This window comes from Flavobacterium frigoris, from assembly GCF_900111075.1.
GTDB classification, from domain to species: Bacteria; Bacteroidota; Bacteroidia; order Flavobacteriales; family Flavobacteriaceae; genus Flavobacterium; species Flavobacterium frigoris.
Genome location: NZ_FOFZ01000008.1, coordinates 52,807 through 77,003, shown reverse-complemented (window position 1 = coordinate 77,003; position 24,197 = coordinate 52,807). Strand labels below are relative to the sequence as shown.

The window sequence follows — 24,197 nt, the reverse complement described above, 5'->3', positions numbered from 1 at the left end:
TAGTATTTAGTTAATTATAAGATTTCAATACTGAATGCTGCTTCAAATATCTGACCTGATTCTATTATTTGAATGCCTTCTTTCTCCATTAGATTTCCTGTACTTTCAACTGAATCTGAATACCCAAACCAAGGCTCTATGCAAAGAAAAGGCGCATTCATTTTTGTCCAAATTCCTAAATGTGGAAATTTTGGATAACGTACTCTAATTAATGGCGTCTGATTTTTTAAAATTGTTAAATGTTTAGATTGCAATGACTTAAAAATTAACGCATCATTTTCGAATAATTCATACTTTAAACGAACCAAATTATTAGGCGAATCAAGCATCTTAGTCTCATTAGAAATCAAATCATTTTGTAACAGATTGTATTCTAACGGCTCCTCTTTTTCAAATTGTAAACTATAGTCCTCAAAATTTCCAGACAGGGCGAAAGCAGGATGCGCTCCTATAGAAAAAGGCATTTGTGATGCGGTTTTATTTACAACCTTGTAACCAATAAATAGGCTGCTGTTCTCTAAGGTATACTTAATTTGGAGTTCGAAATTAAAAGGATATCTATTTCTGATATTATCAGATGATTGAATTGAAAAAGTAGCACTATTATCTTTTTTATCGATTAATTCAAATACCATATCTCTAGCAAAACCATGTCCTGATAAACAATATTCTTTACCATCATATTGATATGAATTATTTTTAAGTGTGCCCACAATGGGAAATAAGATAGGGGAGTGCTTACCCCAAAAATCTGGATTCCCATCCCAAATATATTCTATTGAATTGTTATTTTCCAAAGAACATAATTCAGCACCTAACAGTTTAATTTGTGCGGTTAAATTGGAGTTTTGTATTGTCGTTATCAAAATGAAAGTCTTATTACGTGTTAATTTTTTATGAATGTAAATATATTTTTTAATTTTTATTATAAATAACGAAAATAGATTTATTGCGTTTTTAGTAAAATTTTCTTAATTTTTTATAAAAGCATTGAATTTACTGTCATAGTATTATTATTTTTTATTAATTTGCTTACAAATAGTGAAAAATATGAAAAACATTCGATTCAAGGCCATAGTCCACATGGCTCTATTATTAGGGATTTCATCTCTCTGGGCGCAAGAAGTTCCTGTAACTACAACAAATGCCCAAAAATCTAATTACAATTATCATGATGCTTTTGCCCCATTTTTTTATACAAAAAACGGCACATCAACACGTTCTGCTAGCGGTCAGCCAGGTGCAGAATATTGGCAAAACAGAGCAGATTATGTTCTTACAGCAAAATTAAATGCTCAGAGTAATGAGATTATTGGTACAGATGTAATTACCTATACTAATAATAGTCCTGATGAGATGTCTTTTATTTGGATGAATGTAGATCAAAATTTATTCAAAGCAGATTCCCGCGGTAATGCAGTTGTTCCTTTGACTGGTAGTCGTAATGGAGCACAAGGAGAAGTTTTTGACGGTGGTCATAAAATAAAATCGGTTAAAATTGTTAGCACGAGTAAAGGAAAATCTACTGAAGTTAATGCTAAATTTACAATTACGGATACGAGAATGCAAGTTTTTCTTCCGCAAGAACTGAAAGGTAAAGGTGGTTCTGTAAAAGTTAAAATTGATTTTTCTTATATTTCTCCATTGGAAGGTTCAGACCGCACTGGAGTTTTGGACACTAAAAACGGAAAGATTTTCACCATCGCGCAATGGTATCCACGTATGTGTGTGTATGATGACGTAAGAGGATGGAATACGAATCCCTATTTAGGAGCTTCAGAATTTTATTTAGAATATGGTGATTTTGATGTTAATATCACTGCTCCTGCTAATCATATTGTTGTTTCTTCTGGGGAGTTAGTAAATCCTACTCAGGTTTATAGCACGATTGAACAAGGTAGATTAGCACAAGCCAAACAAAGCGATAAAACTATTTTTATCCGTACACAAGAAGAAGTAGCTACTTTAGCAAATAGTACGTCTACGGCAACTAAAACATGGCATTATAAACTTAAAAATGCTAGAGATTTATCTTGGGCATCTTCAGCGGCATTTATTTTAGATGGAGCTAAGATTAATTTACCAAGTGGAAAAAAATCATTGGCCCTATCAGCTTACCCAGTTGAAAGTTCCGGAAATGAGGCTTGGGGACGTTCAACAGAATTTACCAAGGCGTCCATTGAAAATTACTCTAAAAGATGGTTCGAATATTCTTATCCAGTAGCTACAAATGTAGCCGGAAATGAAGGAGGAATGGAATATCCCGGAATTGTGTTTTGCGGATGGGAATCTAAAGGAGAAGACTTATGGGGAGTTACAGATCATGAATTTGGACACAACTGGTTCCCTATGATTGTGGGGTCTAACGAACGTCTATTTGGTTGGATGGATGAAGGATTCAATACTTTTATCAATTCACTTAGTTCTGTTGATTTTAATAAAGGAGAGTATAAAAGTGAAGATTCTGACTTACACCAAAGAGCTGAAATGCTAACTGGTAGTGATTTAGAAACTATTATGAGTTCTCCTGATAATATGAAAGAGGCAAATATTGGTATTTTAGCTTATTATAAACCAAGTTCAGGACTAGTTATATTACGTGAACAAGTTTTAGGAGAAGAACGTTTTGATTTGGCTTTTAGAACTTATGTAGAACGTTGGGCTTTCAAACACCCTACACCGGATGATTTCTTTAGAACAATGGAAAATGTTGCTGGTGAAGATTTGAGTTGGTTTTGGAGAGGATGGTTTCAATACAACTGGCGTTTTGATCAAGGGATCAATTCTATTAAATATGTGAAAAATGATCCGAAGCAAGGGGTTGTAATTACTGTTGAGAATTTTGAAAAAATGCCAATGCCTATCATTTTGGATATAAAAACAAAAAGTGGTACTATAGAAAGAGTAAAATTGCCTGTTGAAATTTGGCAAAGAAATACAGAGTGGTCATTTAAGCATGATTCAGCGGAAGAAATTGAAAGCATCACTTTAGATCCAGATCATGTTTTCCCAGATAGTAATGAAGCCAATAATGTTTGGACCTCTGCAAAAGGAGCTGTTGAGAGAGATGTGATTTTGGATGGATATTTAGGAACGTACTCGAATGAAAAATCTCCAATGAAAATTACTTTTTCAGAAAAAAATAATGTACTTACCGCTGAGATTAGTAATTATCCTAACTTTTCAGTAGATCCAATAGGAAAAAATCTTTTTGAATCGAAAAGAGCTGGGCTTCAATTTCAATTTAATGAAAGCCAAGATGGTTTTGATATGATAATATTAGGTAATGGTCAAAAAATACCATTTACAAAGGATAAGTAATCTTTTTTACAAAGGATAGCAAAAAAAAACACCAGCTTTATAGCTGGTGTTTTTTTATATAAAAATATTTAATTTTTTTATGCTGGTATTTGCTGACTCAGACAATGCAAAGTTCCAAAACCCCAGATTAAATCGATAGCGCTAATTCCAATAACTTCTCTATCAGGAAAACATTCTGCAAGTATATTCAGCGCTTTGCGATCATTGGCATCATTAAAAGTAGGAACCAAGATACATTTATTTAAAATTAGAAAGTTAGCATAACTTGCCGGCAGTCTTAAGTCTTCAAAATCTAAGCGTTTAGGCATGGGCAAAGCCACTATAATAGGAGCTTTACCATTTTCTAATTTAGCATTTTGCAAGCGTTTTAGATTGTCTTGTAATGGTATATAATTGGCATCGTTTGGATCTGTTTCGACAATGGTTACAATCGTATCTTCATTGATAAAACGACATAAATCATCAATATGACCATGCGTATCATCACCTTCAATTCCGTTACCTAACCAAATTACATTAGAAATCCCTAAGTATTCCTTGAAAACTGCTTCATAATCTGCTTTAGTAAAATTAGGATTTCGAACCTGAATATCAGGATGTAGTAAGCATTCCTCAGAAGTTAATAAAGTTCCTCTTCCGTTGCTATCAATTGCTCCACCTTCTACAATTACCGGTTTTCCTTTGTATAACACTTGGGTAAGTGGAATATCAAGAATATTTGCTACTGTTGCAGGTATATGTTTGTCTAATTGATAGTTTTTATATTTTGCCCAACCGTTAAAATTGAAATTTAAGGCTTCTCTAGCGTCTCCATTTTTGATTACAATAGGACCAGAATCACGCATCCAACTTCTATTTGTTCTTTGGATAATAAACGAAACATTAGCTAAGTTAACCCTTGCCATTTCTAGCATTTCGGTTACTTTTTCTTTTAACTTTTCGTCAATCACTACTAAAAACACCGTTTCGTATGTGGCTACTTTTTTAATAAATTCAACGAAAGCCCATTGAATGGCTTCGTATTTTCCAGGCCAATCTTTTCCGTTATGAGGAAAGCAAAGTAATATCCCTTGTTGGTTTTCCCATTCTGCAGGAAATCTTCTATTGTTTGTAGTCATAATCAATTTCTATTATAAAAACACAAAGGTAAACATTCAAGAACAATTTTGAATATTTTTTGATTTGTTCACACCATTTTGTCTTTGAAGGATTTTTTTTAACGCGACTACTTTTGTTAATCATTCGATAATATTCTAATAATCTGATTTCAATAGGATCCTGTTATTTTTGGCAAAACCAAAAAAACAAACATACAATGAAAAAGTACGCACTACCATTATTAGCAGCAATTTGTTTATTATCGAGTTGCAGCAATCAAAATTCCTCAGAAGAAGGAACAATTGAAGAAACGATAAACGAAAACCCTTCTAGTTTTAAAGAAATTGGTTCTATCATTATCGGCAGCGAAGGTGCAGCAGAAATCAGTGCTTATGACGAAGTCTCTAAGAAGCTTTTTACAGTGAATAATAGTAGTAGTAATAAAATTGATGTAATCGATTTATCAGATCCTAGTAATCCTAAGCTAATTGCGAGCATTGATTTAACCACTTTTAACGGGGCTTCTAATAGTGTGGCTACTTATAATGGCAAACTAGCCGTAGCACTAGAAGCTACTCCTAGCAAGCAAGATTTAGGAAAAGTAGTTGTTTTTGACACTTCAAATTACGCTGTTCTAAAAGTAATTACTGTTGGTTCTTTACCCGATATGATTACTTTTTCACCCGACGGAAAGTTCATTATGACGGCAAATGAAGGAGAACCGAATAGTGATTATTCAATTGATCCAGAAGGTACCATTTCCATTATTGAGGTGGCAAAAGATTACGCGGTAACAACGTTGAACTTTAGCAGTTTCAGCAATCAATTAACTTCGCTAAAAATTAATGGATTTAAAATTTCAAGTCCTACAAATGATTTTGCTAAAGATATTGAACCTGAATATATCACTATTTCGGCCGATTCAAAAACGGCTTGGGTTACTTTACAAGAAAATAATGGCGTTGCCAAAGTAGATTTAGCAGCAAAAAAAATAACAGCTATTTTTCCTTTAGGATTTAAAGATTTTAATTTAGCCGAAAATGCGATTGACATCAGTGATAAAGATGGCGGCGTTTTATTTAACCCTTGGAAAGTAAAAGGAATGTTTATGCCAGATGCGATTAGTAACTTTGAGGTAAACAAGACCACTTATTTTGTGACTGCAAATGAAGGTGATGCTAGAGAATATGATAATTATATTGATATAAGTAGAATAGGGAGTAGCTCCGTTATATTAGACCCGTTAAAGTTTCCTAATGCTTCTGTCTTAAAAGAAGATGCAAAAATGGGACGATTAAATATCGTTAACAAAATGGGCGATACTGATGGCGATGGCGATATCGATGAATTAGTTAGTTTTGGGGGAAGGTCGTTTTCTATTTGGAACGGTAACACGGGACAAATAGTTTTTGATAGCAAAAATGAATTAGACAGAAAAGCACAAGAATTTGGTACTTATGATGATAAACGTAGCGACGATAAAGGGGCAGAACCAGAATCTGTTGTAGTGGCTAAAATGGGTGCTAAGACTATTCTTTTTGTAGGCTTAGAAAGATCGGATAATTGCATGGTTTATGACGTAAGTAATCCAAATGCACCAAAACATTTGCAAACACTAAAAACAGGTGATGCTCCAGAAGGCTTACTCTTTATTCCAGCTTCAAAAAGTCCAACGAAAAGAAGTTTAGTAGTAGTGAGCAGCGAAGGGGATGGAACAATCAAAATTTACCAACCAGATTTGAACTAAGGAATTTTAAGTTTCCTGCAAAATAAAAATGGACTAGAGCGCGATTTGCTTTAGTCCACTTTTTTTTTCCTTAATTTTATTTAATCGATTGCTCTTTTAGTAATATCTCCAAAAGCATCAATTCGTCTGTCTCTAAAAAACGGCCAGTTTTGACGTACATTTTCTTGCAAGTCTAAATCGACTTCGGCGATCAGGATTTCTTCTTTGTCGTGTGAGGCTTGCGCCAAAATTTCGCCTTGTGGTCCCGCAATGAACGAAGATCCCCAAAACTGAATTCCATCTGTATCTGGTAGATATTGTTCTAAACCTATTCTGTTTGCTGCCGCAACATAAACGCCATTAGCTACCGCATGCCCTTTCATAACGCTCATCCAAGCTCCGTGTTGGTTTACTCCATATTCCTCTTTTTCTCCCGGATGCCAGCCAATTGCTGTAGGATAAAACAACACTTCTGCACCTTGTAAAGCTGTTAAACGAGCTGCTTCGGGATACCATTGATCCCAACAAATAAGCGTCCCTACTTTTCCTTTCTTGGTTGGAATGGTTTTAAAGCCTAAATCTCCTGGAGTAAAATAGAATTTTTCATAAAAATGAGGATCGTCTGGAATGTGCATTTTACGGTATAATCCTGCTTCTGAACCATCAGTGTCGATAATATAAGCGCTATTGTGGTAAATTCCGGCCATTCTTTTTTCGAAAAAAGGAACAATTATTACCACACCCAATTCTTTCGCTAAAGCACTAAAAGCAATAAAGGAAGTACTGTAAAGCGGTTCTGCCAATGCAAAATTGTCAACGTCTTCACTCTGACAGAAATAATGACTGCTGTACAATTCCGGTAAAGAGATTACCTCAGCACCTTGACTGGCTGCATCGCGCACCCAACTTAAACATTTTTTGAGGTTATTTTCGGCAATATCATTGAGGTTTAATTGGATAACAGCAATCTTATATTTTTTGTTTGGCATCGTATAATTTTTAGACTGCAAAAATAGTGAATTTTATAAAGAGTAGAAAATGGGGAGAATGGAAAAGTTTGTTTAATGTATTTCTGACTCTCATTAGCTCAAAAATGAAGCGAAAAAAGTATTGAGAACTATTTTTGATAATGAATTTTCTTGTTCTTGATGCAATTTTCTAGCAAAAATTACTTCCAGAAACAAGTTTGCGGTAAAATGAACTAACATTATTGACAAAAAAATGAATACACTCAAAAAGGTTGAATTTACTTTATACTGTAATCCTTGATGATTATTTTGATTCCCTCTAAATACGTTGTTACTACGAAATCTGGAAATCTAGTTTTGAATTTTGAAGACTCAAAGATATTGTCAATTGCATAGCGGGGTAGTAATTCCTGTGTTTCCTTGAGGTTTTTATCAAAAAAGGAGCCTATTTTTAGTACAATCCAGGGCAATACTTTGTATTTTACTTCTCTTCCTAATTGGTGTCCAATTTCGGCAATAAATTGCTTATAAGTTAATCTATGATCGTCACAAGGTAAATGCCAGGTTTGACTATATGCATCAGCCGTATTGCCTATCAGTGCCATAGCTTTGCTCGCATCAGGAGTAAAGATAAGTGTTCGTAAGACATTGTCTTTTAAGAAAATCTTAGGTTCTTTACCGTTTTTAAGATTTTCGAAAATTAGGCTATTGGTAAGTCCCTTGGTTTTGTCTGGGCCGTAGAACTCGGGCGCCCTGCAAATAACAGCTTCAATTTCTCTATTGGCAATGGCTTTTAATAGTATTTCTGCAGCCATTTTTTTTCCTCTTCCTTTTTTTCCTTCTGAGGTTAAAGGCGTTTCTTCGATTTGGATTTTACTGTTTTGAGGATAGGCGTAGGTGTTATCAAAATAAACTAGTTTACAGCGATTCTTTTTACAAGCTGCTATCACATTTTGCATTACAATTACCCAATCTCTAAGCCATATTTCAGAGTCATATGGCAGTCCCACTGTTAGATAGGCGATCTTCGTATTTTCTAGTGCAGAAATAACATTTTCTGGATCAAGTAGGTCCGCTTTAAAAAGAAGATCCTCTGGATGCACTTTTTGTGGATTGCGTCCCACTAATTTAATTTGTTCAGTATAGTTTTTACGTAATTCACGGGCTAATTCTTCTCCTATTATTCCGTTTGCTCCTAATATTGTTTGCATTTTATGTTTTTTTGTCGCTAATTTGTACGAATGCTAAGATAAGCATAATAGGGACGGTATCTTTCGCTCCAGGAAGCTACAATAGGAAATCATAATGAAGATATAAGTTTATATAATCAGAGTTAAAGTCAAAAAAGAAGAAAAAGCGACTATTTTTGTTACTTAAAATCAATCAAATACATGATTATGAAAACTATTTTTAAAGTAGCTCTAATTCTTAGTACACTGATTTTCAGCTTCACTTCAGTATTCGCTCAATCAAATGATAAAAAAGCCGATGAAATCGTGAAAAATATGCTAACTGCGATGGGCGGATTAAAAAATTACAATAAAACTCATTTTATCCAATGGAATTTTGGGAACAGAAAATTATTTTGGGATAAATGGACTGGAAATGTTCGCATAGAGAATCCAACAGAAGATCAAGTAATTTTAGTAAATATCAATACTTTAAAAGGTAAGGTATACGAGAATGGTATTTTAGTAAAAGATCAGACTAAAGTTAACGGTCTACTTAGAAAAGCAAAGAACTGGTGGATTAATGATTCTTATTGGTTAGTGATGCCTTGGAAATTGCAAGATCCTGGAGTAAATCTTACTTATGTTAAAACGGATAAATTACCAGATGGCAAAACAGCGGATATTTTACAGCTCACTTTTAGCGCTGTTGGTGTAACTCCTGATAATAAATACTTGCTGTATGTCGATAGAGAAGATCATTTAATAAAGCAATGGGCGCATTATAAAAACTTTAATGATGCTAAGCCAAAGTTCGTGAAACCTTGGAATAACTATCAAAAAGTGGGTAGCATCTTGCTTTCCTTTGATAGACCCAATGAAGATGTTGGACCAAAAAATGTAATGGTTAAAAATAATATTGATTCCTCTCTATTTACTGAATTATAAAAGAGCCAGTCTACTTTAGACTGGCTTTTTAGTGTTTAAGATTAGAATTTTAATTCAAGAAGATTTGCATTGATACAAAAAAGAGATATAAATTTAAACCAAAATAAAATAAAGCAGGTAACGAAACCCACAAACCGTCTTTAATTTTTAGTCTGACTGCTACGCCTAAAAACATCAATAGAGCTAGGCCACCGGAGGAGATCAGTAAAATAGAGTTGTAGAGTAAGCCCACAAGCAAACCTAAACCTCCCACTATCTCTAAAATTGCAGTAAGCACTCCGAATTTACTTAAACCAAAGCGGATAAATTCACTTTTCATATTTGGAGTTGTAAAGTAAGCTACACCATAACCTAAAAAAGAGAGACTTGAAAAAACAATTAAAACTTCTAGTAAACTCATTAGGCAATTAAATTTAGGGTTACGGCAGCGATAAATAGACTTAGTAGCATAAGAAACAATGAGGGAATACGCTTTTGCCACGGGTTATTCACTTTGAAGTGAAAATACTGAGCACTTAACATCAGGAAAGCCATCAAAAGTGCTGGGATTAGAACTAGCGAAGGATACCAAATACCTGCTATTAGCAAAGTTGCCAATGCTATTTTAGTAGCTCCAACAATCGTACGAGTCAGATCACTCAGCCCATATTGCTTAAATTCTTTAACGATATTATCAAAGCGAAATACCCATACAATAACAACAGAAATAGCGACAATGAGTTGCGCAATCATTGATAAATTTTCCATTTTAGTTTTTTTTAATTTCCTTACTTATTTGGCTTTTCAGGTTCTGCCCCGTTATTTTTGAGTGATTTCTGGTCTTCACTTTTTAATTTAATGTTTGATTAATTTTTAGAATCTATTTAGGTATTACTTTAGTGTCATAATGCTTTGTCAGCAATTAGTCTTAGTCGTATTTACCGGTATCATGACTAGAATCTTCTACGAAGTTAAAATTTCTTGTTAAAAATGATTAAAAATTTTACAAATTTTGAGCGATTTCACAAAAACCGCCCTCCAAAATCTACACAAAATGGTATGCAAAGGCAGAAAGCTTTGTATTCTGTTTGTTTTTATAGAAAGACTTTATAGAGCTGGGTTATTTCACTCCCTTTTCACGATAATAACTGCTCGAAAAAGCCACCTATTTCTAATTTTCTGTCTATAAAGTGAATTTCATAAATCCAAAACCTTTCGTCTCCATTTAGGTCTTTTTCGTTCATTAGCAAATTGTTATTGGGATGAATATAATTAATTTCTTCATCGCCTAAAATTTCTTCATGTGGAAAATTACCTATTAAATGACCACAGTGATGGTTTCCGTATTCCCATCCATATTTTTCAGCTAACTTTTTAGTATACTGATAAAAATCAGCACCTGTTAATTTGTCTTTATTTTGATAATAGTATTCTTTTCCTTCTTTCCAGGCAAGTTCTACATCTCGTTTTAGTTTTAATTTTTTTTGATTGTTACCAAGTACAAACGTTTTACCAACATCTGCCTCCCAATTTTCAAAAACGGGACCGAAATCAAAAAACAAAATATCGTCTTTTTGAATTGTTAAATTGATTGGATTTTCTTTGTAGGGTAATAGCGTGTTTCTTCCTGACCTAACAATGCGTTTGTGCCAGAATTTTTTAATACCAAATAATTCAAATGCTAAGTTAAATACTTCCGTATTTAGTTGATGCTCCGTTTTTCCTTCCGTTATTAGGCTTCGATTTTCAATTTCTTTATAAAGAATTTCTGCTTTTCTCTCGGCTTCGATTAAGTTCAGTATGCGTTCCTCTTTAGGCATCATTTTTATAATTAGTGGTGACGGAAACTAGTATGTCGTTGTTTCTGCAATGTACTAAAAGATATGCGATTATACTTATTGTTGTAAATCGTTTTTCTCTTTCTAATTATCTATAAGCATCAGAATTAAACTAAGTACTAAATATGAAGTTGGGAGACTTCGTACCCATCCCATTCCAATCCTATTTATTTTTTATAAGCAAGACTACGGATAGCTTTGGTATCAAATTAGATACTTACATTATGTGATTTCTCCTTCGAGAAAATGACATAGTAAACAAAAATAGGATTGACAATATAATCAATGTAATGACATTGCACTTTCGCCGTTATTTTAAAGGTATTGGTAATTCATGTGTGCGGCTACCATCTTTTGCACTTTCTTCAAAGAGAATAAGAATTAAAGTTGAATACTCCTTTTTTTTCTCAACATCAACTGTAAAATCAAAGTTGCCCCATTCTGGTGCACCGGCATCGCTCGTTGTGAACCCCGTTTTCAATTCGTTATGTCCATCCTCAACCACCCAACTAATATTTGCTTCCCAAACTTGAGCTTGTCCTTTTATATGGAATTTATTTCCATCTACTTTTTCTACCGTTACTTGGCGAAAATGTTCATTTGAAAATGCTATCGCTACTTGTTTTTGGGGTTCAATGGGCTTTGCTATTTGAACTGTATCGATAGAAGTCGAGCTCTCATTGCTGTTAGTATCGTCGCTGTTTTTTTTATTGCATGCAATTACAAGAACGGCTAATAACAAGATTATTGATTTTATTTTCATTGTTTTACTATTTTTATTTTTTTACTTTAAAATATTTTCGGTATTACAGGAGTATTGATCTATCGCGAGGACTAAAATATGAATTTACTTGGTATTAGCAACAGATATTCGATCATACTAATTATTACAGTCCGTTTTTCTTTTTGTAATCAAATCAAATCAATTTAACCTACCACCAAACAATAAAAAATTCTAAATACGAATCTTTGTGTTTTTGCCAAATTAATGGAGCTTGTTTTTCATTAATAGAAGTGGTAATGTGTTTTTCTATACCATTAAAGTCCGTCCAAATTTCGTTTTCAGATGGATCCATTCCCCATTCCTTTTTTGAAGGTATGAAATAAGTTTTTGCAGAGTTATCAAGACTAACAAATGTTTCAAGATTCAAATAGTACCCTTTTACAGCTTTTTGATAAATAGGGCTAAAACTACCCTTGTATTCATAAGGAATAAACAAGGAAACTAATAAACATAGTGCTTGAGAAACATCGTTTATTGCTATAGTATCAAACGTTGATGTAGTGCAATTATGGTATAGTAAAGGAAATTGTTTTGCTTTTAATTTATCTAATTTCTCTTTCAAAGAATCATTCCTATTCGGGCCAATCCAGTTATTTATTGGTTCCGAAGAAATACTTGGGTCAAATAGATAAAACTTATAAGCTAACTCCATATGAATTAACTGCTTTGTGTCTTCATCTTCAATGATAAAATCAATTTCACCTATGGTTTTCGTGTCTTCAATGATCTGAACATTTTCATGTAGGACTTTGTAGTTGGTAGAGGACTTAATTAATTCAGAAACAATTTTTTCCACTAAATGGCCTAATCTTACATTAGTTGGTAATTGAAATTCTAGATCCCTTATCAGATTTAATGCTGATAAATCAAAAGTCTGTAAACCAGTAATAGAAAAATCTAGACTATTGGCTTTTACTATTGAAGCTATCCTTGACTTCGTTTTCATTTTATAGTAGGTGTTAATGTATTTTGTTTCCGCAAAGATACAGCGAGAAAAAGTAGTGATTTACCAAAAATTATATAGAATTTCTACAAAATTTGTCATTTCGACGAAGGAGAAATCTCCGCATTACAGCCACAGCAATTTTTCTTTCGCAAAGAGACTCAGAGAGAGCCTAGAGATTCGCGAAGATTGATATAGAATTTCTACAAAATTTGTCATTTCGACGAAGGAGAAATCTCCGCATTACAGCCACAGCAATTTTTCTTTCGCAAAGAAACTCAGAGAGAGCCCAGAGATTAACGAAGATTTACTACAAAATTTGTCATTTCGACGAAGGAGAAATCTCCACATTTAAGACTCATCAATTTTTATTTCGCAAAGAAACTCAGAGAGCCCAGAGATTCCTGAAAATTTCTAAATAATTATTACAAACTAGGTCATTGCGAGGAACAGCTAGTCCACCGTGGCGGAAAGCAATCACACTAAGAGATTTTTCAAATGAGTGTCAAATAATATTCTAGAATAAAAGATTTTACAAAGTCCGGAGACTTCACACAGCCCAGAAAACAATTCTGCGCTAAAGATTGTGAGTATATCCGTGCGATCGGGCTTCACAAAGAATTCGCAATCAAATGCCACTCCGTTTGTCATTCTGAAAGAATCTCTACGAACTCTAATTTCTCAATTCGGAGCAGTAATTTTTACTACCATGTGAACCGCATTAGAAATGCTATGATTTCGTTTATAATGTAAGTAGGTACTCGCTGCAAACGAGCACTAGATGGGGGTTGGCCAATCGTTATTTTATATATTTGCTATCTTTAAAGTTTTGAACTTCTAATAAATTTCCATTTATATCATATACATTTAGTGTTCCGTTTCCGTCTTTTAGAGTGCCTTTATCTAATTTCTTTCCATTACCATCAAAACAATTAAGTATATTCATTAGTTTTCCATCAGTGTATAATCGTTCAGTATAAGTTTTTCCATTAGTGTGGTACCAATTCCATTGCCCAATCAATTTTCCATTATCTAATTTTCCAATTCCCTCTTTATTTCCGTTTTCGTAGAAAAATTTCCACTCTCCGTCTTGTTTTCCATTATTGAATTTACCGATCTGATGCAATTTTCCATTTTCGTGAAAAATTTCCCAAACACCTATTTCTGCTCCCTTAAGATATTTCCCTTTTTGAAATATCGTTCCGTTTTTATGATAAAATTTCCATTTTCCATCTTTTAAATCATTTGATGTTCTCCCGATTTTTTTTAATTCACCACTGTCATAAGTTTCTTTTGTCATTTTACAAGAAACAAGTAATAAAGTCGCAATAATTACAGTTATAATTTTTTTCATTAATTCATTCTTAATTTTTTGATGTTTCATTTTATAATTTTGTCAATAGGGCTACTCGTTGCATTCGAGCACCAGATGGGCATATCCGTGCGATCGGGCATTACAAAGAATTCGCAATCAAACGCAACTCCGTTTGTCATTCTGAAAGAATCTCTACGAACTCTACTTCCTCAATTCAAAGCAGTAATTTTTACTACCATGTGAACCGCATTAGAAATGCTATGATTTCGTTTATCATGTAAGTAGGTACTCGTTGCAAACGAGCACCAGATGGGACTCCATAGCGTTGACGGCATGTAATAGGTTCCGTTCAACCGCGGCTTTATTGTTTGGCTTTTCAAGCCCAACAAAGCCTTAGCTGTTGGCAGAAGTGACTATTTTTCGATTAGTATTAAGTTTTCTTTAATGTATTTTTCTAATGATTTTGGAATAGATTGAAAATATTCATTATCTACATTTTCCCAATAATTATTTTCAAAATCACTTGGTCTTTTAAAAGTATATGGACTATCAAACTCTTTAGATTTTATTTCATCAGTGTATTCTTTTTCAAGTAAAAAGAATTCGTGTGTTGCTTCAACTTTTTGAAACTCATTTTTCTTTTGTCTTTTTATGTCATAACTTCTGATTTCTTTAAAGTAAATAATATTTTCAAAATTCATTTTAGCAGGGTCATCGTTATTATAAATCGTATTGATGGTATAATTATTGAAATCGCTTTCCATTCCAAAAAGTTTCATTATTTTAGGATTTGTTTTTGAAATAATTTCCAATTGTAAATTTGAATTAGAATTAGATTTTGTGATTTTTCCCTTTTCTATGTTTTCTTTTTTGTCAAAAACAAGGATGTTTTCATTGTTTTCAGGTTTTAGATTATACTCATTTGTGAGGTTCTTATATTTTGTGAAATGATTAAATATTGGAACTCCTGCAACCATAAAATAAAAATTTTTACTTAATTGACTAATCGATTTGTTTTCAAAAGAGCGATAGCAAATTATTTTCATTTTTATTTTATCAGATTTTAGAGAAATATAATATTCAACAATTCCATCTATAAAATAATGAGGTCTGTCTTCATTAATTTGAATACTCCTAAAGTAACCTTTTAATTTTAGGTATTTATATGTTTTAGGTTTTGCTTTAATTACAACTTCTTCAAGTTCGGTTACAATTCGATTTAAAGAAATTATAGGCGTGTTTTTGAATGTTTCAATGTTTATTTCGGTAGTTTTATATGTAGAATTCACAAAAGTTAAACTCTTTGTTTTTGAACTATAAATTTTATTTTCTAAATCAGAAGAGATATTTCCATTAGTATCTGACAATCCAATTAAATTTCCATTCTCAGAATAAATTTCTACAAATGGTATTGTTTTTTCTGAAAAAGCTTCTTTGATTTTATGTTGAGAATAAATAGACGTAAAAATTAACGTAAATAAAATTAAGAATAAATGCTTTTTCATTTTTTTTTTTTTTTTTTTTTTTTTTCTTTTTTTTTTTTTTTTTTTTTTTTTTTGTTTTTTCTCCGATTTTTTTCAGTCATTTCTGCAAACTAGTATATATGCTTTATAACATATCGCCTCTTTATAGCTTGAATACACGCCACTTAATAGCGCATATCTCATCAATCAAATATATACTATTTTATTTACAAATAATCGAATAGTTCATGATCTAAACGAAAAAAAATCTAATAGATGAATTTTACAGCATGTCATTGTCGCTCAGAATTTCCTTGCTCAACGATTAGTTTACGTTATTATGAAAAACTAAACCTTCTAACTAGCCCTGATCGAGGCGGCATCCTCGTAGTGAAACGAAGAGATATAGCCAAGAGCAGGAGGGAACGTGCTTACAAAAACAACTCCTTATGCTCCTAAAAATCAGCATAAAAAAAAACACCAGCCTTGCGACTGGTGTTTTAATACTACAACTAAAATATAAAAAATAATCAATTATTCTACTAACTCTGTTTGGTTTCTAAAAACCAATTCCCCGTTGAACGCATCGAGCAGTATGATACTGTCTGTAGCAATTTTTCCGGCTAGAATTTCTTTAGAGAGGCTGTTCAATACGTCTCTTTGTATTACACGTTTCACTGGTCTGGCACCAAATTGTGGATCATATCCTTTTTCGGCCAGATAAGCGATAGCTTCGGGTGTGGCATCCATGGTGATTCCTTGCAATGCAAGCATTTTAGTCACGCTTTTCAGTTGTAAACTAACAATCTTAGTGATATTAGCACTGCTCAAAGGAGTAAACATCACAATTTCATCGATACGATTGATGAATTCTGGACGTACAGTTTGTTTCAATAAACTGAGCACTTCGGTTTTTGCGGCCTCTGTGGCTTCTTCCATGCTGCCTTTTAGGTTTTCAAATTTCTCCTGAATAATCTGGCTTCCCATATTAGAAGTCATGATGATAATGGTATTTTTAAAATCGGCGAGACGTCCTTTATTGTCGGTTAATCGTCCTTCGTCTAATACTTGCAACAAGATGTTAAACGTATCGGGATGTGCTTTTTCTATCTCATCTAATAATATTACAGAATACGGTTTTCTACGCACCGCCTCCGTTAACTGACCGCCTTCGTCATAGCCTACATATCCCGGAGGCGCGCCCACTAAACGGCTCACGCTATGACGTTCCTGGTATTCACTCATGTCGATACGGGTCATGGCATTTTCATCATCAAAAAGGTATTCTGCCAATGCTTTTGCCAACTCGGTTTTACCAACACCTGTTGTTCCAAGGAATAGAAAGGTTCCCACCGGTTTTTTCATGTCTTGTAATCCGGCGCGGCTTCTACGTACGGCATCACTTACTGCCTCAATCGCTTCTTCCTGACCTACGACACGTTGGTGCAATTCGGCTTCCAGATGCAATAGTTTTTCGCGTTCTCCTTGTAGCATTTTCATAACTGGTATTCCAGTCCATTTGGCTACTACTTCGGCAATATCTTCGCGGGTTACTTCTTCTTTTATTAGGGAACTTCCGCCAGCTTGGTTTTCGACTAGCTCCTTATGTAAAACTTCGAGACGCTCTTGAGCTTCTTTGATTTTACCGTAACGAATTTCGGCTACTTTACCATAATCACCTTCGCGTTCTGCTCTTTCGGCTTCGTATTTATAATCTTCAATTTCTGTTTTTATCGCTTGTACATTATCAACAACATCTTTCTCTGATTTCCATTTGGCATAAATTTCGTTTCGCTCTTCTTTAAGATTGGCCAAATCCATTCCTAAAATTTTGAGTTTGCTTTCGTCTTTCTCTCTTTTTATGGCTTCAAATTCGATTTCGAGTTGCATTACTTTTCTATCCAAAACATCAAGTTCTTCGGGTTTTGAATTGATTTCCATGCGTATTTTTGAAGCGGCTTCGTCCATTAAATCAATGGCTTTGTCCGGCAGAAAACGGTTGGTAATATAGCGTTGCGATAATTCGACTGCAGCGATAATCGCCTCATCTTTTATCTGTACTTTGTGGTGTGTTTCATATTTTTCCTTGATACCTCGCAGGATTGAAATTGCACTTTCAGTATCTGGTTCTTCGATAATTATTTTCTGGAAACGTCTCTCGAGAGCTTTATCTTTTTCGAAATATTTTTGATATTCATCCAATGTGGTTGCACCAATAGCGCGCAGTTCTCCACGAGCCAAAGCTGGTTTCAGGATGTTTGCCGCATCCATTGCGCCTTCGCCTCCTCCAGCGCCTACAAGTGTATGAATCTCATCAATGAATAAAACAATATCACCTTCGGCAGCAGTTACTTCTTTTACCACTGATTTTAGACGTTCTTCAAATTCTCCTTTGTATTTAGCTCCCGCAATCAAGGCACCCATATCTAGTGAGAATACGATTTTATCTTTCAGATTGTCTGGAACATCACCGTCAACAATTCGATGCGCTAAACCTTCGGCAATAGCCGTTTTACCTACGCCGGGTTCTCCCACAAGCATGGGGTTGTTTTTTGTACGACGCGTTAATATTTGCAATACTCTTCTAATCTCTTCATCACGACCAATTACAGGATCTAATTTCCCTGCTTTGGCGAGTTCGTTAAGATTTTTGGCATATTTATTTAAAGAATTATACGTTTCTTCAGCAGAGGCGGAAGTTACTCTTTCTCCTTTTCGCAATTCGTCGATTGCGGCTTTCAATCCTTTTTCGGTTACGCCTTGGTCTTTTAATATTTGGGCGGCTTTACTTTTCGAATTAAAAATAGCCAAAACTAAATGTTCGATTGAAACAAATTCATCGTTCATTTTCTTAGCAATAGATTCTGCTTCGTTTAAGGTAGAATTTGCCGTTCTAGAAAGCATTATTTCGCCTCCCGTTACCTTAGGAAAACTCTGAATCGTACTGTCTAAAATTTGAATAAATAGCGGCACATTTACATTTAGCTTTTTCAAAATAAAAGGAGTCACATTTTCGTCCACTTCAAGCATTGCCTTAAACAAATGTTCATTCTCAATTTGCTGTTGGCCTAAGTCCTGTGCTAACTGCTGTGAAAGCTGAATAGCCTCCTGTGATTTTATGGTAAATTTATTTATGTTCATGATTTTTTTGATGTTTATAGCTATATAACTACAGTTAATTGATAACTTTGCTACTAATCTTCAATTTACATTCCATTACAATAGTACAGACAAAATGGCTTATAAAATATGATTATTATCATGAAACCAAGTCAAAATGACTTAATAACAGACAAAATATGAGTTTTTTAAAAAATATCTTTGGTAGTTCTTCGGAAGACCAAAATGAATCTACACCTAAAATGAACTGGAATGCTTTAACTGATTTGGAGCAGCTAAATGAGATTGTTTCACTTTCTAATGAAAAACCAGTGGTTATCTTCAAACATAGTACTCGCTGCAGTATCAGTAGGATGGCTTTGAAACAATTTGAAAATGAATTTAACTTCCCAGATAAAGTTACACCTTATTTTTTAGATTTGATAGCACATCGTGAAATTTCTAACGACATAGCATCACGTTTTGGTGTAATGCATCAATCACCTCAATTGTTGTTGATTAAGGAAGGGAAATCAGTTTATGATGTTTCCCACAGCGATATCGATGCTGAAGCCTTGAAGAGTAAGGTATAGTTCTTATAAAGGATAAAAAGTAAGCCACGAATTCACTAATTAATAATTTGATTAGTGAATTCGTGGCTTTTTATTTTAAAATTCTCCACCAGAACCTCCGCCACTAAATTCACCGCCGCCAAATCCTATATTTGACTCGGTTGTAATTTCCGGCTTTAAGCCCAGTTGCGAAGAAATCAGTATTTCGGCATTCAAAAAAGCATTTGTTTTTGTTAAACGATCAGGTTTGAATGTCACTCCAGCTTCTTTGTCTTTTAGTTTTTTTATTACGAAGTAAGTAAATCCAAAGAGGAATACTCCGCCAAGGTTTAATGCAATTTCAATAGGTAAAATAGCATAATAAAATCGGATGGTATAAATAGAAAAACCAAGTGCTAAGAACCCAATCCAAAGCATTATTCTATCTTTTTTTAAAATCGAATAAATTAAATAAAATAAGGGCACTGCAAAGGTAAAACCGTAAAAGAAGAAGGCGAATGAGATATCATGACCTGGAACAATGGCCGCATCAAGCAGAAGAACTGAAAGTTCTCGCACTACTAGATAATTTCCGGAAAGATAAAAGAGAATAAGGCTAAAACTATTCGCTAATAAAACTCCTTTGTAGTAAAAATTGGGTACTAATTTAGAGATTATTGTTTTACTTAAAAAATAGATTGCTGCAGCAAATAACATTATTACAAAAGGTAAAATGGTTTTTCCGGTAGTACCAATTTCAAACATGGCGTATGTTAGCGTTGCTGTTAGTGCTAAACAAAATAGTAGTGCCATGGAGAGATGTAAATAACGGAGATAGTTAATTAATGCGGTTAGTGTGATAATAGAAGCAATTACGATTTCGTTTCCATTGGTTAAAAGTCCTATAGCTATTGCCAAATTTAATTGGGATCCTATTATAAAGGCATCATCTAATCCCTGGCCAAAAAATTTTAGACGGGTCAAGGCTTCTGCTCCTGCAAAACCAACCGCGGCATATAGAAATAGAATAACTTCAAAATTTTCACCTATTGCATTTTCGCTAATTAAAGTTAAGAAACCACAAATAGAGGAATATAAAAAACTTCCCAGTATGAAAAAAGCCAGTCTGATTAATAGGTTGTTACTACCTTTAGGAATTGTTAATTGTTTAGAAATCACTTTATATTGTTCACTATCTATGAAGCTAGCTTCTTTTAAAGAATGTGCTTCTTCGACTAGAGTTAAATTCTCTAACTCTACTTTATCGTATACTATCATCGTTGCTGTTTTTATTGAATTTTTTAATAAGGCGAATAAATAGGATTATAGAAACGATCAAATAAAAGGGGATAAAAAAGGAGAAAGCAATTAAAAAATCATCAATCTTTAGAAATTGAATGGCTTTGAATAATAAGATATTAACTCCAATATAGGCGTAAATGATAGTGAAAACAAAAAGAGAAACAGATTTGACTTTGTAACTGGATATATAAAAGTAATACAACGCAGCAGCTAAAATAACTGCGAATACTAACCAGTATGGCTCAAATAAATTATTGACACAGGAAATACTTATAAGGTGTAATCCAAAAGTCAAATACACTAAAGTAAAATGTTTTTTTAATGTAATCTGGTTACTATAAATAGACCAAAGAACAAGTACTATTCCTAAGCCAATTGCTGAATAGCTTAAGGTGTTTGTTTCGTAAAAATCATTATTAAGTAGCGATTGCGGACTAACTGTTAAACCAATGTATGCGGCTAGACCGGTGATTGCAATAGATAAGATGCTTTTGTTATCAAAATAGTAGGCACAAAAGAGTCCGATGGCAGTGGGAATTAAAGTAGCTAACCCATAATGAGTGCCAAAGGCAGTGTATTGAAATTGTAAATAGCCTATAAAAATACAAGTCAAAAGAACAGCCGCAAGAATAAGGTAATCAAATATGGGGTTGTCAAAACTTGTTTCTCCTTTCTGAAATCCAGTGCTATTTTTAAAACTAAAAAAATAACAAACAATAGTTACAATTAATAATATAGATAAGATAGCAATATGACCAATCGTATCAATATTTTGATAAATCAATATTCCAATCCCTGCCGTAAAAGACAAAATAGAAAGGTATAGAAACAGTTTTAACTCGAGATTTAGTGAAAAAATTTCCAAACTTCGATATGCTTTAACTTGTTTGAATTGGGTATCCGTTATTAATTTTTTCTCAAAAAGGGCTTGAGTTGCTTGTTCTTCAAAGGGGTTCATATTTATAATTTAAATTGGCTACTTTCAAATATATGCAAAATGTGTTAATTTTCGGAGTTTAAAATTACTTTGATTTGGACTGATTTAAAAAACAAAAAAATCCATTCGTTTGAAGGAATGGATTTATAAAATAGTTAGGTATGAAGTAGTTTTTAGAAAGCCAAATTCATTTTATCCTTAATCTCTGCTAAACACAAATTATTGATACTTCCTTCATGGGTATGTTTAGTTTCTTTTGGAGACTGAAAGGTACCGTTTTCAAGCTGTTCTGCAACGGCTTTGTAGGCATCTCTAAAAGGGATTCCCGCCACCACCATTTCGTTTAAAGTATCTACGGTAAATAAGTAGTCGTATTTTTTATCGGCTAAGATATTGTCCTTTACTTTGATGTCTTTGATCGAAAAAATGGCAATATCCAGACAAGCTTTTAGGTTTTGAATGGCCGGGAATAATCCTCCTTTCAATAGCTGTAAATCTCTATGGTAGCCGCTTGGAAGATTATTAGTAATTAAGGTAATTTCGTATGGCAACGCTTGAATCTTGTTGCATTTACCACGGATTAATTCAAATACATCTGGGTTTTTTTTGTGTGGCATAATGCTAGAACCTGTAGTTAAATGTGCAGGCAAACCGATAAAATCAAAATTCTGACTCATGTACAAACAGACATCCATAGAGAACTTCGCCAAAGTTGCTGCCACGCTACTCATTGCAAAAGCTAAAATTTTCTCTGATTTTCCACGGCTCATTTGTGCAGCAACCGAATTGTATTTTAAGGTTTCGAAACCCAATTCTTTTGTAGTGAATGTTCTATTGATAGGGAAGGAGCTTCCGTATCCTGCTGCAGAACCTAGCGGATTTTGATCCACCACTTTTAAAGCAGCATTCAACATCGTGATATCATCAATCAAGGTTTCGGCATAAGCAGAAAACCACATTCCGAACGAGGACGGCATCGCGATTTGTAAATGGGTATATCCTGGTAATAATACATTTTGATGTTTCTCGGCTGATTCCATCATCAAATCAAACAAGGTTCGTACTTGCTCTTTTAAATCTGTAATAACATCCTTCAAATACAAGTGAACATCAACTAATACTTGGTCATTACGGGAACGAGCGGTGTGAATCTTTTTACCCGCATCACCTAATTCTACCGTTAGTAGATATTCGATTTTCGAATGTACGTCTTCAAAGCTGTCTTCGATTACGAAATTTCCTTTTTCGACATCAAGGATGATTTCTTCTAAAGCCGAAACTAGAGATGTAGTTTCTGAATCGGTCAAAAGTCCAATTTGGCCCAGCATTTTGGCATGAGCAATAGAGCCCAAAGCATCGTATTTTGCCAGTACTAAATCGAGTTCTCGGTCATTGCCAACGGTGAATTGTTCGATTTGCTTATCAGTAGGTATTCCTTTTTCCCAAAGTTTCATAGTGGTGTGTTTTGTTTCGCAAAGATACTCGAAGGTGACCCAGAGCATCGCAAAGTTTTATATATTAATCTTATTGTTACCGCAAAATGCTAGCCCTGATAGCAGTGGAAATCCTTTTATTTTTTATCTAAAAAATAAAAGATTGTAACGGATAGCGGGAAATTGCTCCCAATTATTCTATTTTCTTAAAGAAATCCCCCAGTATTTTAATATACAATTGGATTCCTTCTTCGATTTCGTTCACATATATAAATTCATCTGCAGAGTGTGATCGCAGCGTATCTCCAGGGCCTAATTTCAATGATTTACAGCTCAAAACCGATTGGTCAGAAAGAGTAGGAGAGCCATAAGTCGTGCGACCTAAAGCAATTCCGGCTTGCACTAATCCGTGCGATTCTGGAATAGAAGACGAACTTAAATTCATAGATCGGGGAGTAACTTCGGCATTGACATTATCTTTTACGATTTGTAAAATTTCATGATTCGTATAACAGTCGTTGACACGGATATCGATAACCAAATCACATTCTGACGGCACGACGTTGTGTTGTTTTCCGGCATTGATTTGGGTAACGGTCATTTTTACAGGGCCTAATTGCTCTGATATTTCGTCGAAAGTATAGTTTTTAAACCATTCCATAACTGGAATCGTTTTGTAAATGGCATTATCGTCATTTTGATGTGCGGCGTGACTTGGCGTTCCTTTTATCTTTACGTCAAGAACTAATAATCCTTTTTCGGCTATTGCCAATTGCATTAAAGTAGGTTCTCCTACAATAGCACATTCTAGTTCCGGTAAATGTTGTAGGACACTATTTAAGCCTTTTTTACCGCTGCTTTCTTCTTCGGCAGAACCAACAATTACAATATTATAAGGCAAATTTTCTTTAGCATAAAAATGAACAAAAGTAGCCAACAAAGAAACCAAACAACCTCCTGCATCATTACTCCCCAATCCGAACAATTTCCCGTCTTTTACAATCGCCTTAAACGGATCGTTTGTGTAGGCTTGGTTGGGTCTTACAGTATCGTGGTGTGAATTTAAAAGTAGGGTAGGTTTAGCGGCGTCAAAATGCATGTTGTAAGCCCAAACATTATTGTTTTCTCTTTTGAAAGGGATATCGTTTAAATTGAACCAGTTTTCAATTAGTAAAGCGGTCTTATCTTCTTCACTTGAAAAGGAAGGAGTCTCAATTAGTGCTTCTAAAAGGGAAATAGCTTCTTGTGTAAGGATTTCGATGTTTTTCATTTTATTTTTGTTTTTGCCACAAAGGCGCAAAGGCGCAAATTTTATTTTTTATT

The 24,197-nt window shown here is 34.0% G+C and carries 20 protein-coding genes; 4 read left to right on the top strand and 16 right to left on the bottom strand.

The features are described 5' to 3' along the window. Window positions 1-14: 14 nt before the first annotated feature. Window positions 15-866, bottom strand: a complete 852-nt coding sequence (locus BMW63_RS11740) for an aldose 1-epimerase family protein (protein ID WP_074723665.1) — start codon at window positions 864-866, stop codon at window positions 15-17. A gap of 184 nt (window positions 867-1,050) precedes the next feature. Here BMW63_RS11740 and BMW63_RS11735 point away from each other — a divergent pair, with 184 nt between their 5' ends. Then, window positions 1,051-3,321 (top strand): M1 family metallopeptidase, encoded by a 2,271-nt coding sequence (locus BMW63_RS11735; protein ID WP_074723664.1) that lies wholly within the window; start codon window positions 1,051-1,053, stop codon window positions 3,319-3,321. Between the two features lie 77 nt (window positions 3,322-3,398). Here the strand turns inward: BMW63_RS11735 and BMW63_RS11730 are convergent, their stop codons facing one another. Next, the gene (locus BMW63_RS11730) at window positions 3,399-4,439 is read right to left on the bottom strand and encodes an agmatine deiminase family protein (protein WP_074723663.1); all 1,041 of its coding nucleotides are present in this window, start codon (window positions 4,437-4,439) and stop codon (window positions 3,399-3,401) included. Window positions 4,440-4,636: 197 nt separating this feature from the next. On the opposite strand from BMW63_RS11730, the gene BMW63_RS11725 reads away from it, so the two are divergent. Beyond that, on the top strand, window positions 4,637-6,166 hold the full coding sequence (locus BMW63_RS11725; protein ID WP_074723662.1) for a choice-of-anchor I family protein: 1,530 nt from the start codon (window positions 4,637-4,639) through the stop codon (window positions 6,164-6,166). An 80-nt stretch (window positions 6,167-6,246) separates the two neighbouring features. Here BMW63_RS11725 and BMW63_RS11720 read toward each other — a convergent pair whose 3' ends face one another. Both BMW63_RS11720 and BMW63_RS11715 read right to left on the bottom strand, forming a co-directional pair. Further along, window positions 6,247-7,134, bottom strand: a complete 888-nt coding sequence (locus BMW63_RS11720) for a carbon-nitrogen hydrolase (protein ID WP_074723661.1) — start codon at window positions 7,132-7,134, stop codon at window positions 6,247-6,249. A gap of 257 nt (window positions 7,135-7,391) precedes the next feature. After that, the gene (locus BMW63_RS11715; RefSeq protein WP_074723660.1) at window positions 7,392-8,324 is read right to left on the bottom strand and encodes an NAD-dependent epimerase/dehydratase family protein; all 933 of its coding nucleotides are present in this window, start codon (window positions 8,322-8,324) and stop codon (window positions 7,392-7,394) included. Between the two features lie 186 nt (window positions 8,325-8,510). On the opposite strand from BMW63_RS11715, the gene BMW63_RS11710 reads away from it, so the two are divergent. Further along, window positions 8,511-9,230 carry a hypothetical protein gene (locus tag BMW63_RS11710; RefSeq protein WP_074723738.1) on the top strand — a complete coding sequence of 240 codons (720 nt, stop codon included), beginning with the start codon at window positions 8,511-8,513 and terminating at the stop codon, window positions 9,228-9,230. Between the two features lie 49 nt (window positions 9,231-9,279). Here BMW63_RS11710 and BMW63_RS11705 read toward each other — a convergent pair whose 3' ends face one another. The 8 genes from BMW63_RS11705 to clpB form a co-directional block, all read right to left on the bottom strand. Further along, complete coding sequence (locus tag BMW63_RS11705) at window positions 9,280-9,630, bottom strand: hypothetical protein (protein ID WP_074723659.1); 351 nt, start codon at window positions 9,628-9,630, stop codon at window positions 9,280-9,282. Then, window positions 9,630-9,977 carry a DoxX family protein gene (locus BMW63_RS11700; RefSeq protein ID WP_074723658.1) on the bottom strand — a complete coding sequence of 116 codons (348 nt, stop codon included), beginning with the start codon at window positions 9,975-9,977 and terminating at the stop codon, window positions 9,630-9,632. Before BMW63_RS11700 ends, BMW63_RS11705 begins: the two co-directional genes overlap by 1 nt. A 368-nt stretch (window positions 9,978-10,345) precedes the next feature. After that, window positions 10,346-11,032 (bottom strand): M24 family metallopeptidase, encoded by a 687-nt coding sequence (locus BMW63_RS11695; RefSeq protein ID WP_074723657.1) that lies wholly within the window; start codon window positions 11,030-11,032, stop codon window positions 10,346-10,348. Window positions 11,033-11,357: 325 nt separating this feature from the next. Continuing rightward, on the bottom strand, window positions 11,358-11,810 hold the full coding sequence (locus tag BMW63_RS11690) for a Gmad2 immunoglobulin-like domain-containing protein (protein ID WP_074723656.1): 453 nt from the start codon (window positions 11,808-11,810) through the stop codon (window positions 11,358-11,360). A 169-nt stretch (window positions 11,811-11,979) separates the two neighbouring features. After that, window positions 11,980-12,777, bottom strand: coding sequence for a DUF1853 family protein (locus BMW63_RS11685; protein WP_074723655.1), 798 nt, complete (start codon window positions 12,775-12,777; stop codon window positions 11,980-11,982). 796 nt (window positions 12,778-13,573) lie between these two features. Next, the gene (locus BMW63_RS11680) at window positions 13,574-14,128 is read right to left on the bottom strand and encodes a toxin-antitoxin system YwqK family antitoxin (protein WP_175460282.1); all 555 of its coding nucleotides are present in this window, start codon (window positions 14,126-14,128) and stop codon (window positions 13,574-13,576) included. A gap of 374 nt (window positions 14,129-14,502) precedes the next feature. Further along, complete coding sequence (locus tag BMW63_RS11670) at window positions 14,503-15,594, bottom strand: hypothetical protein (RefSeq protein WP_074723652.1); 1,092 nt, start codon at window positions 15,592-15,594, stop codon at window positions 14,503-14,505. 492 nt (window positions 15,595-16,086) lie between these two features. Further along, entirely contained in the window at window positions 16,087-18,693 is a 2,607-nt protein-coding gene (clpB, locus tag BMW63_RS11665) for an ATP-dependent chaperone ClpB (protein WP_074723651.1), read from the bottom strand. Between the two features lie 158 nt (window positions 18,694-18,851). Between clpB and ytxJ the strand changes: the two genes are divergently transcribed. Further along, window positions 18,852-19,244, top strand: coding sequence for a bacillithiol system redox-active protein YtxJ (ytxJ, locus tag BMW63_RS11660; protein WP_074723650.1), 393 nt, complete (start codon window positions 18,852-18,854; stop codon window positions 19,242-19,244). Between the two features lie 75 nt (window positions 19,245-19,319). On the opposite strand, the gene BMW63_RS11655 is transcribed toward ytxJ, so the two are convergent. From BMW63_RS11655 to BMW63_RS11640, 4 genes are all read right to left on the bottom strand, one after another. Beyond that, complete coding sequence (locus BMW63_RS11655) at window positions 19,320-20,480, bottom strand: hypothetical protein (RefSeq protein ID WP_074723649.1); 1,161 nt, start codon at window positions 20,478-20,480, stop codon at window positions 19,320-19,322. Beyond that, on the bottom strand, window positions 20,464-21,462 hold the full coding sequence (locus BMW63_RS11650) for a DUF2157 domain-containing protein (protein WP_074723648.1): 999 nt from the start codon (window positions 21,460-21,462) through the stop codon (window positions 20,464-20,466). The genes BMW63_RS11655 and BMW63_RS11650 overlap by 17 nt, the downstream gene beginning before the upstream one ends. 152 nt (window positions 21,463-21,614) lie before the next feature. After that, window positions 21,615-22,895 carry an argininosuccinate lyase gene (gene argH, locus BMW63_RS11645; RefSeq protein ID WP_074723647.1) on the bottom strand — a complete coding sequence of 427 codons (1,281 nt, stop codon included), beginning with the start codon at window positions 22,893-22,895 and terminating at the stop codon, window positions 21,615-21,617. Window positions 22,896-23,067: 172 nt separating this feature from the next. Further along, window positions 23,068-24,144, bottom strand: a complete 1,077-nt coding sequence (locus tag BMW63_RS11640; protein WP_074723646.1) for a M20 family metallo-hydrolase — start codon at window positions 24,142-24,144, stop codon at window positions 23,068-23,070. Window positions 24,145-24,197: the final 53 nt, after the last annotated feature.

Bases quoted from the DNA above. Each gene is read 5' to 3' on its own strand.
- BMW63_RS11715 (WP_074723660.1), bottom strand. From the start codon at position 8,324: ATGCAAACAATATTAGGAGCAAACGGAATAATAGGAGAAGAATTAGCC.
- BMW63_RS11725 (WP_074723662.1), top strand. From the start codon at position 4,637: ATGAAAAAGTACGCACTACCATTATTAGCAGCAATTTGTTTATTATCG.
- BMW63_RS11680 (WP_175460282.1), bottom strand. From the start codon at position 14,128: ATGAAAAAAATTATAACTGTAATTATTGCGACTTTATTACTTGTTTCT.
- BMW63_RS11705 (WP_074723659.1), bottom strand. From the start codon at position 9,630: ATGAGTTTACTAGAAGTTTTAATTGTTTTTTCAAGTCTCTCTTTTTTA.
- BMW63_RS11710 (WP_074723738.1), top strand. From the start codon at position 8,511: ATGAAAACTATTTTTAAAGTAGCTCTAATTCTTAGTACACTGATTTTC.
- BMW63_RS11720 (WP_074723661.1), bottom strand. From the start codon at position 7,134: ATGCCAAACAAAAAATATAAGATTGCTGTTATCCAATTAAACCTCAAT.
- BMW63_RS11650 (WP_074723648.1), bottom strand. From the start codon at position 21,462: ATGAACCCCTTTGAAGAACAAGCAACTCAAGCCCTTTTTGAGAAAAAA.
- BMW63_RS11640 (WP_074723646.1), bottom strand. From the start codon at position 24,144: ATGAAAAACATCGAAATCCTTACACAAGAAGCTATTTCCCTTTTAGAA.
- BMW63_RS11700 (WP_074723658.1), bottom strand. From the start codon at position 9,977: ATGGAAAATTTATCAATGATTGCGCAACTCATTGTCGCTATTTCTGTT.
- BMW63_RS11690 (WP_074723656.1), bottom strand. From the start codon at position 11,810: ATGAAAATAAAATCAATAATCTTGTTATTAGCCGTTCTTGTAATTGCA.
- BMW63_RS11695 (WP_074723657.1), bottom strand. From the start codon at position 11,032: ATGATGCCTAAAGAGGAACGCATACTGAACTTAATCGAAGCCGAGAGA.
- BMW63_RS11735 (WP_074723664.1), top strand. From the start codon at position 1,051: ATGAAAAACATTCGATTCAAGGCCATAGTCCACATGGCTCTATTATTA.
- argH (WP_074723647.1), bottom strand. From the start codon at position 22,895: ATGAAACTTTGGGAAAAAGGAATACCTACTGATAAGCAAATCGAACAA.
- BMW63_RS11670 (WP_074723652.1), bottom strand. From the start codon at position 15,594: ATGAAAAAGCATTTATTCTTAATTTTATTTACGTTAATTTTTACGTCT.
- BMW63_RS11730 (WP_074723663.1), bottom strand. From the start codon at position 4,439: ATGACTACAAACAATAGAAGATTTCCTGCAGAATGGGAAAACCAACAA.
- BMW63_RS11685 (WP_074723655.1), bottom strand. From the start codon at position 12,777: ATGAAAACGAAGTCAAGGATAGCTTCAATAGTAAAAGCCAATAGTCTA.
- BMW63_RS11655 (WP_074723649.1), bottom strand. From the start codon at position 20,480: ATGATAGTATACGATAAAGTAGAGTTAGAGAATTTAACTCTAGTCGAA.
- ytxJ (WP_074723650.1), top strand. From the start codon at position 18,852: ATGAGTTTTTTAAAAAATATCTTTGGTAGTTCTTCGGAAGACCAAAAT.
- clpB (WP_074723651.1), bottom strand. From the start codon at position 18,693: ATGAACATAAATAAATTTACCATAAAATCACAGGAGGCTATTCAGCTT.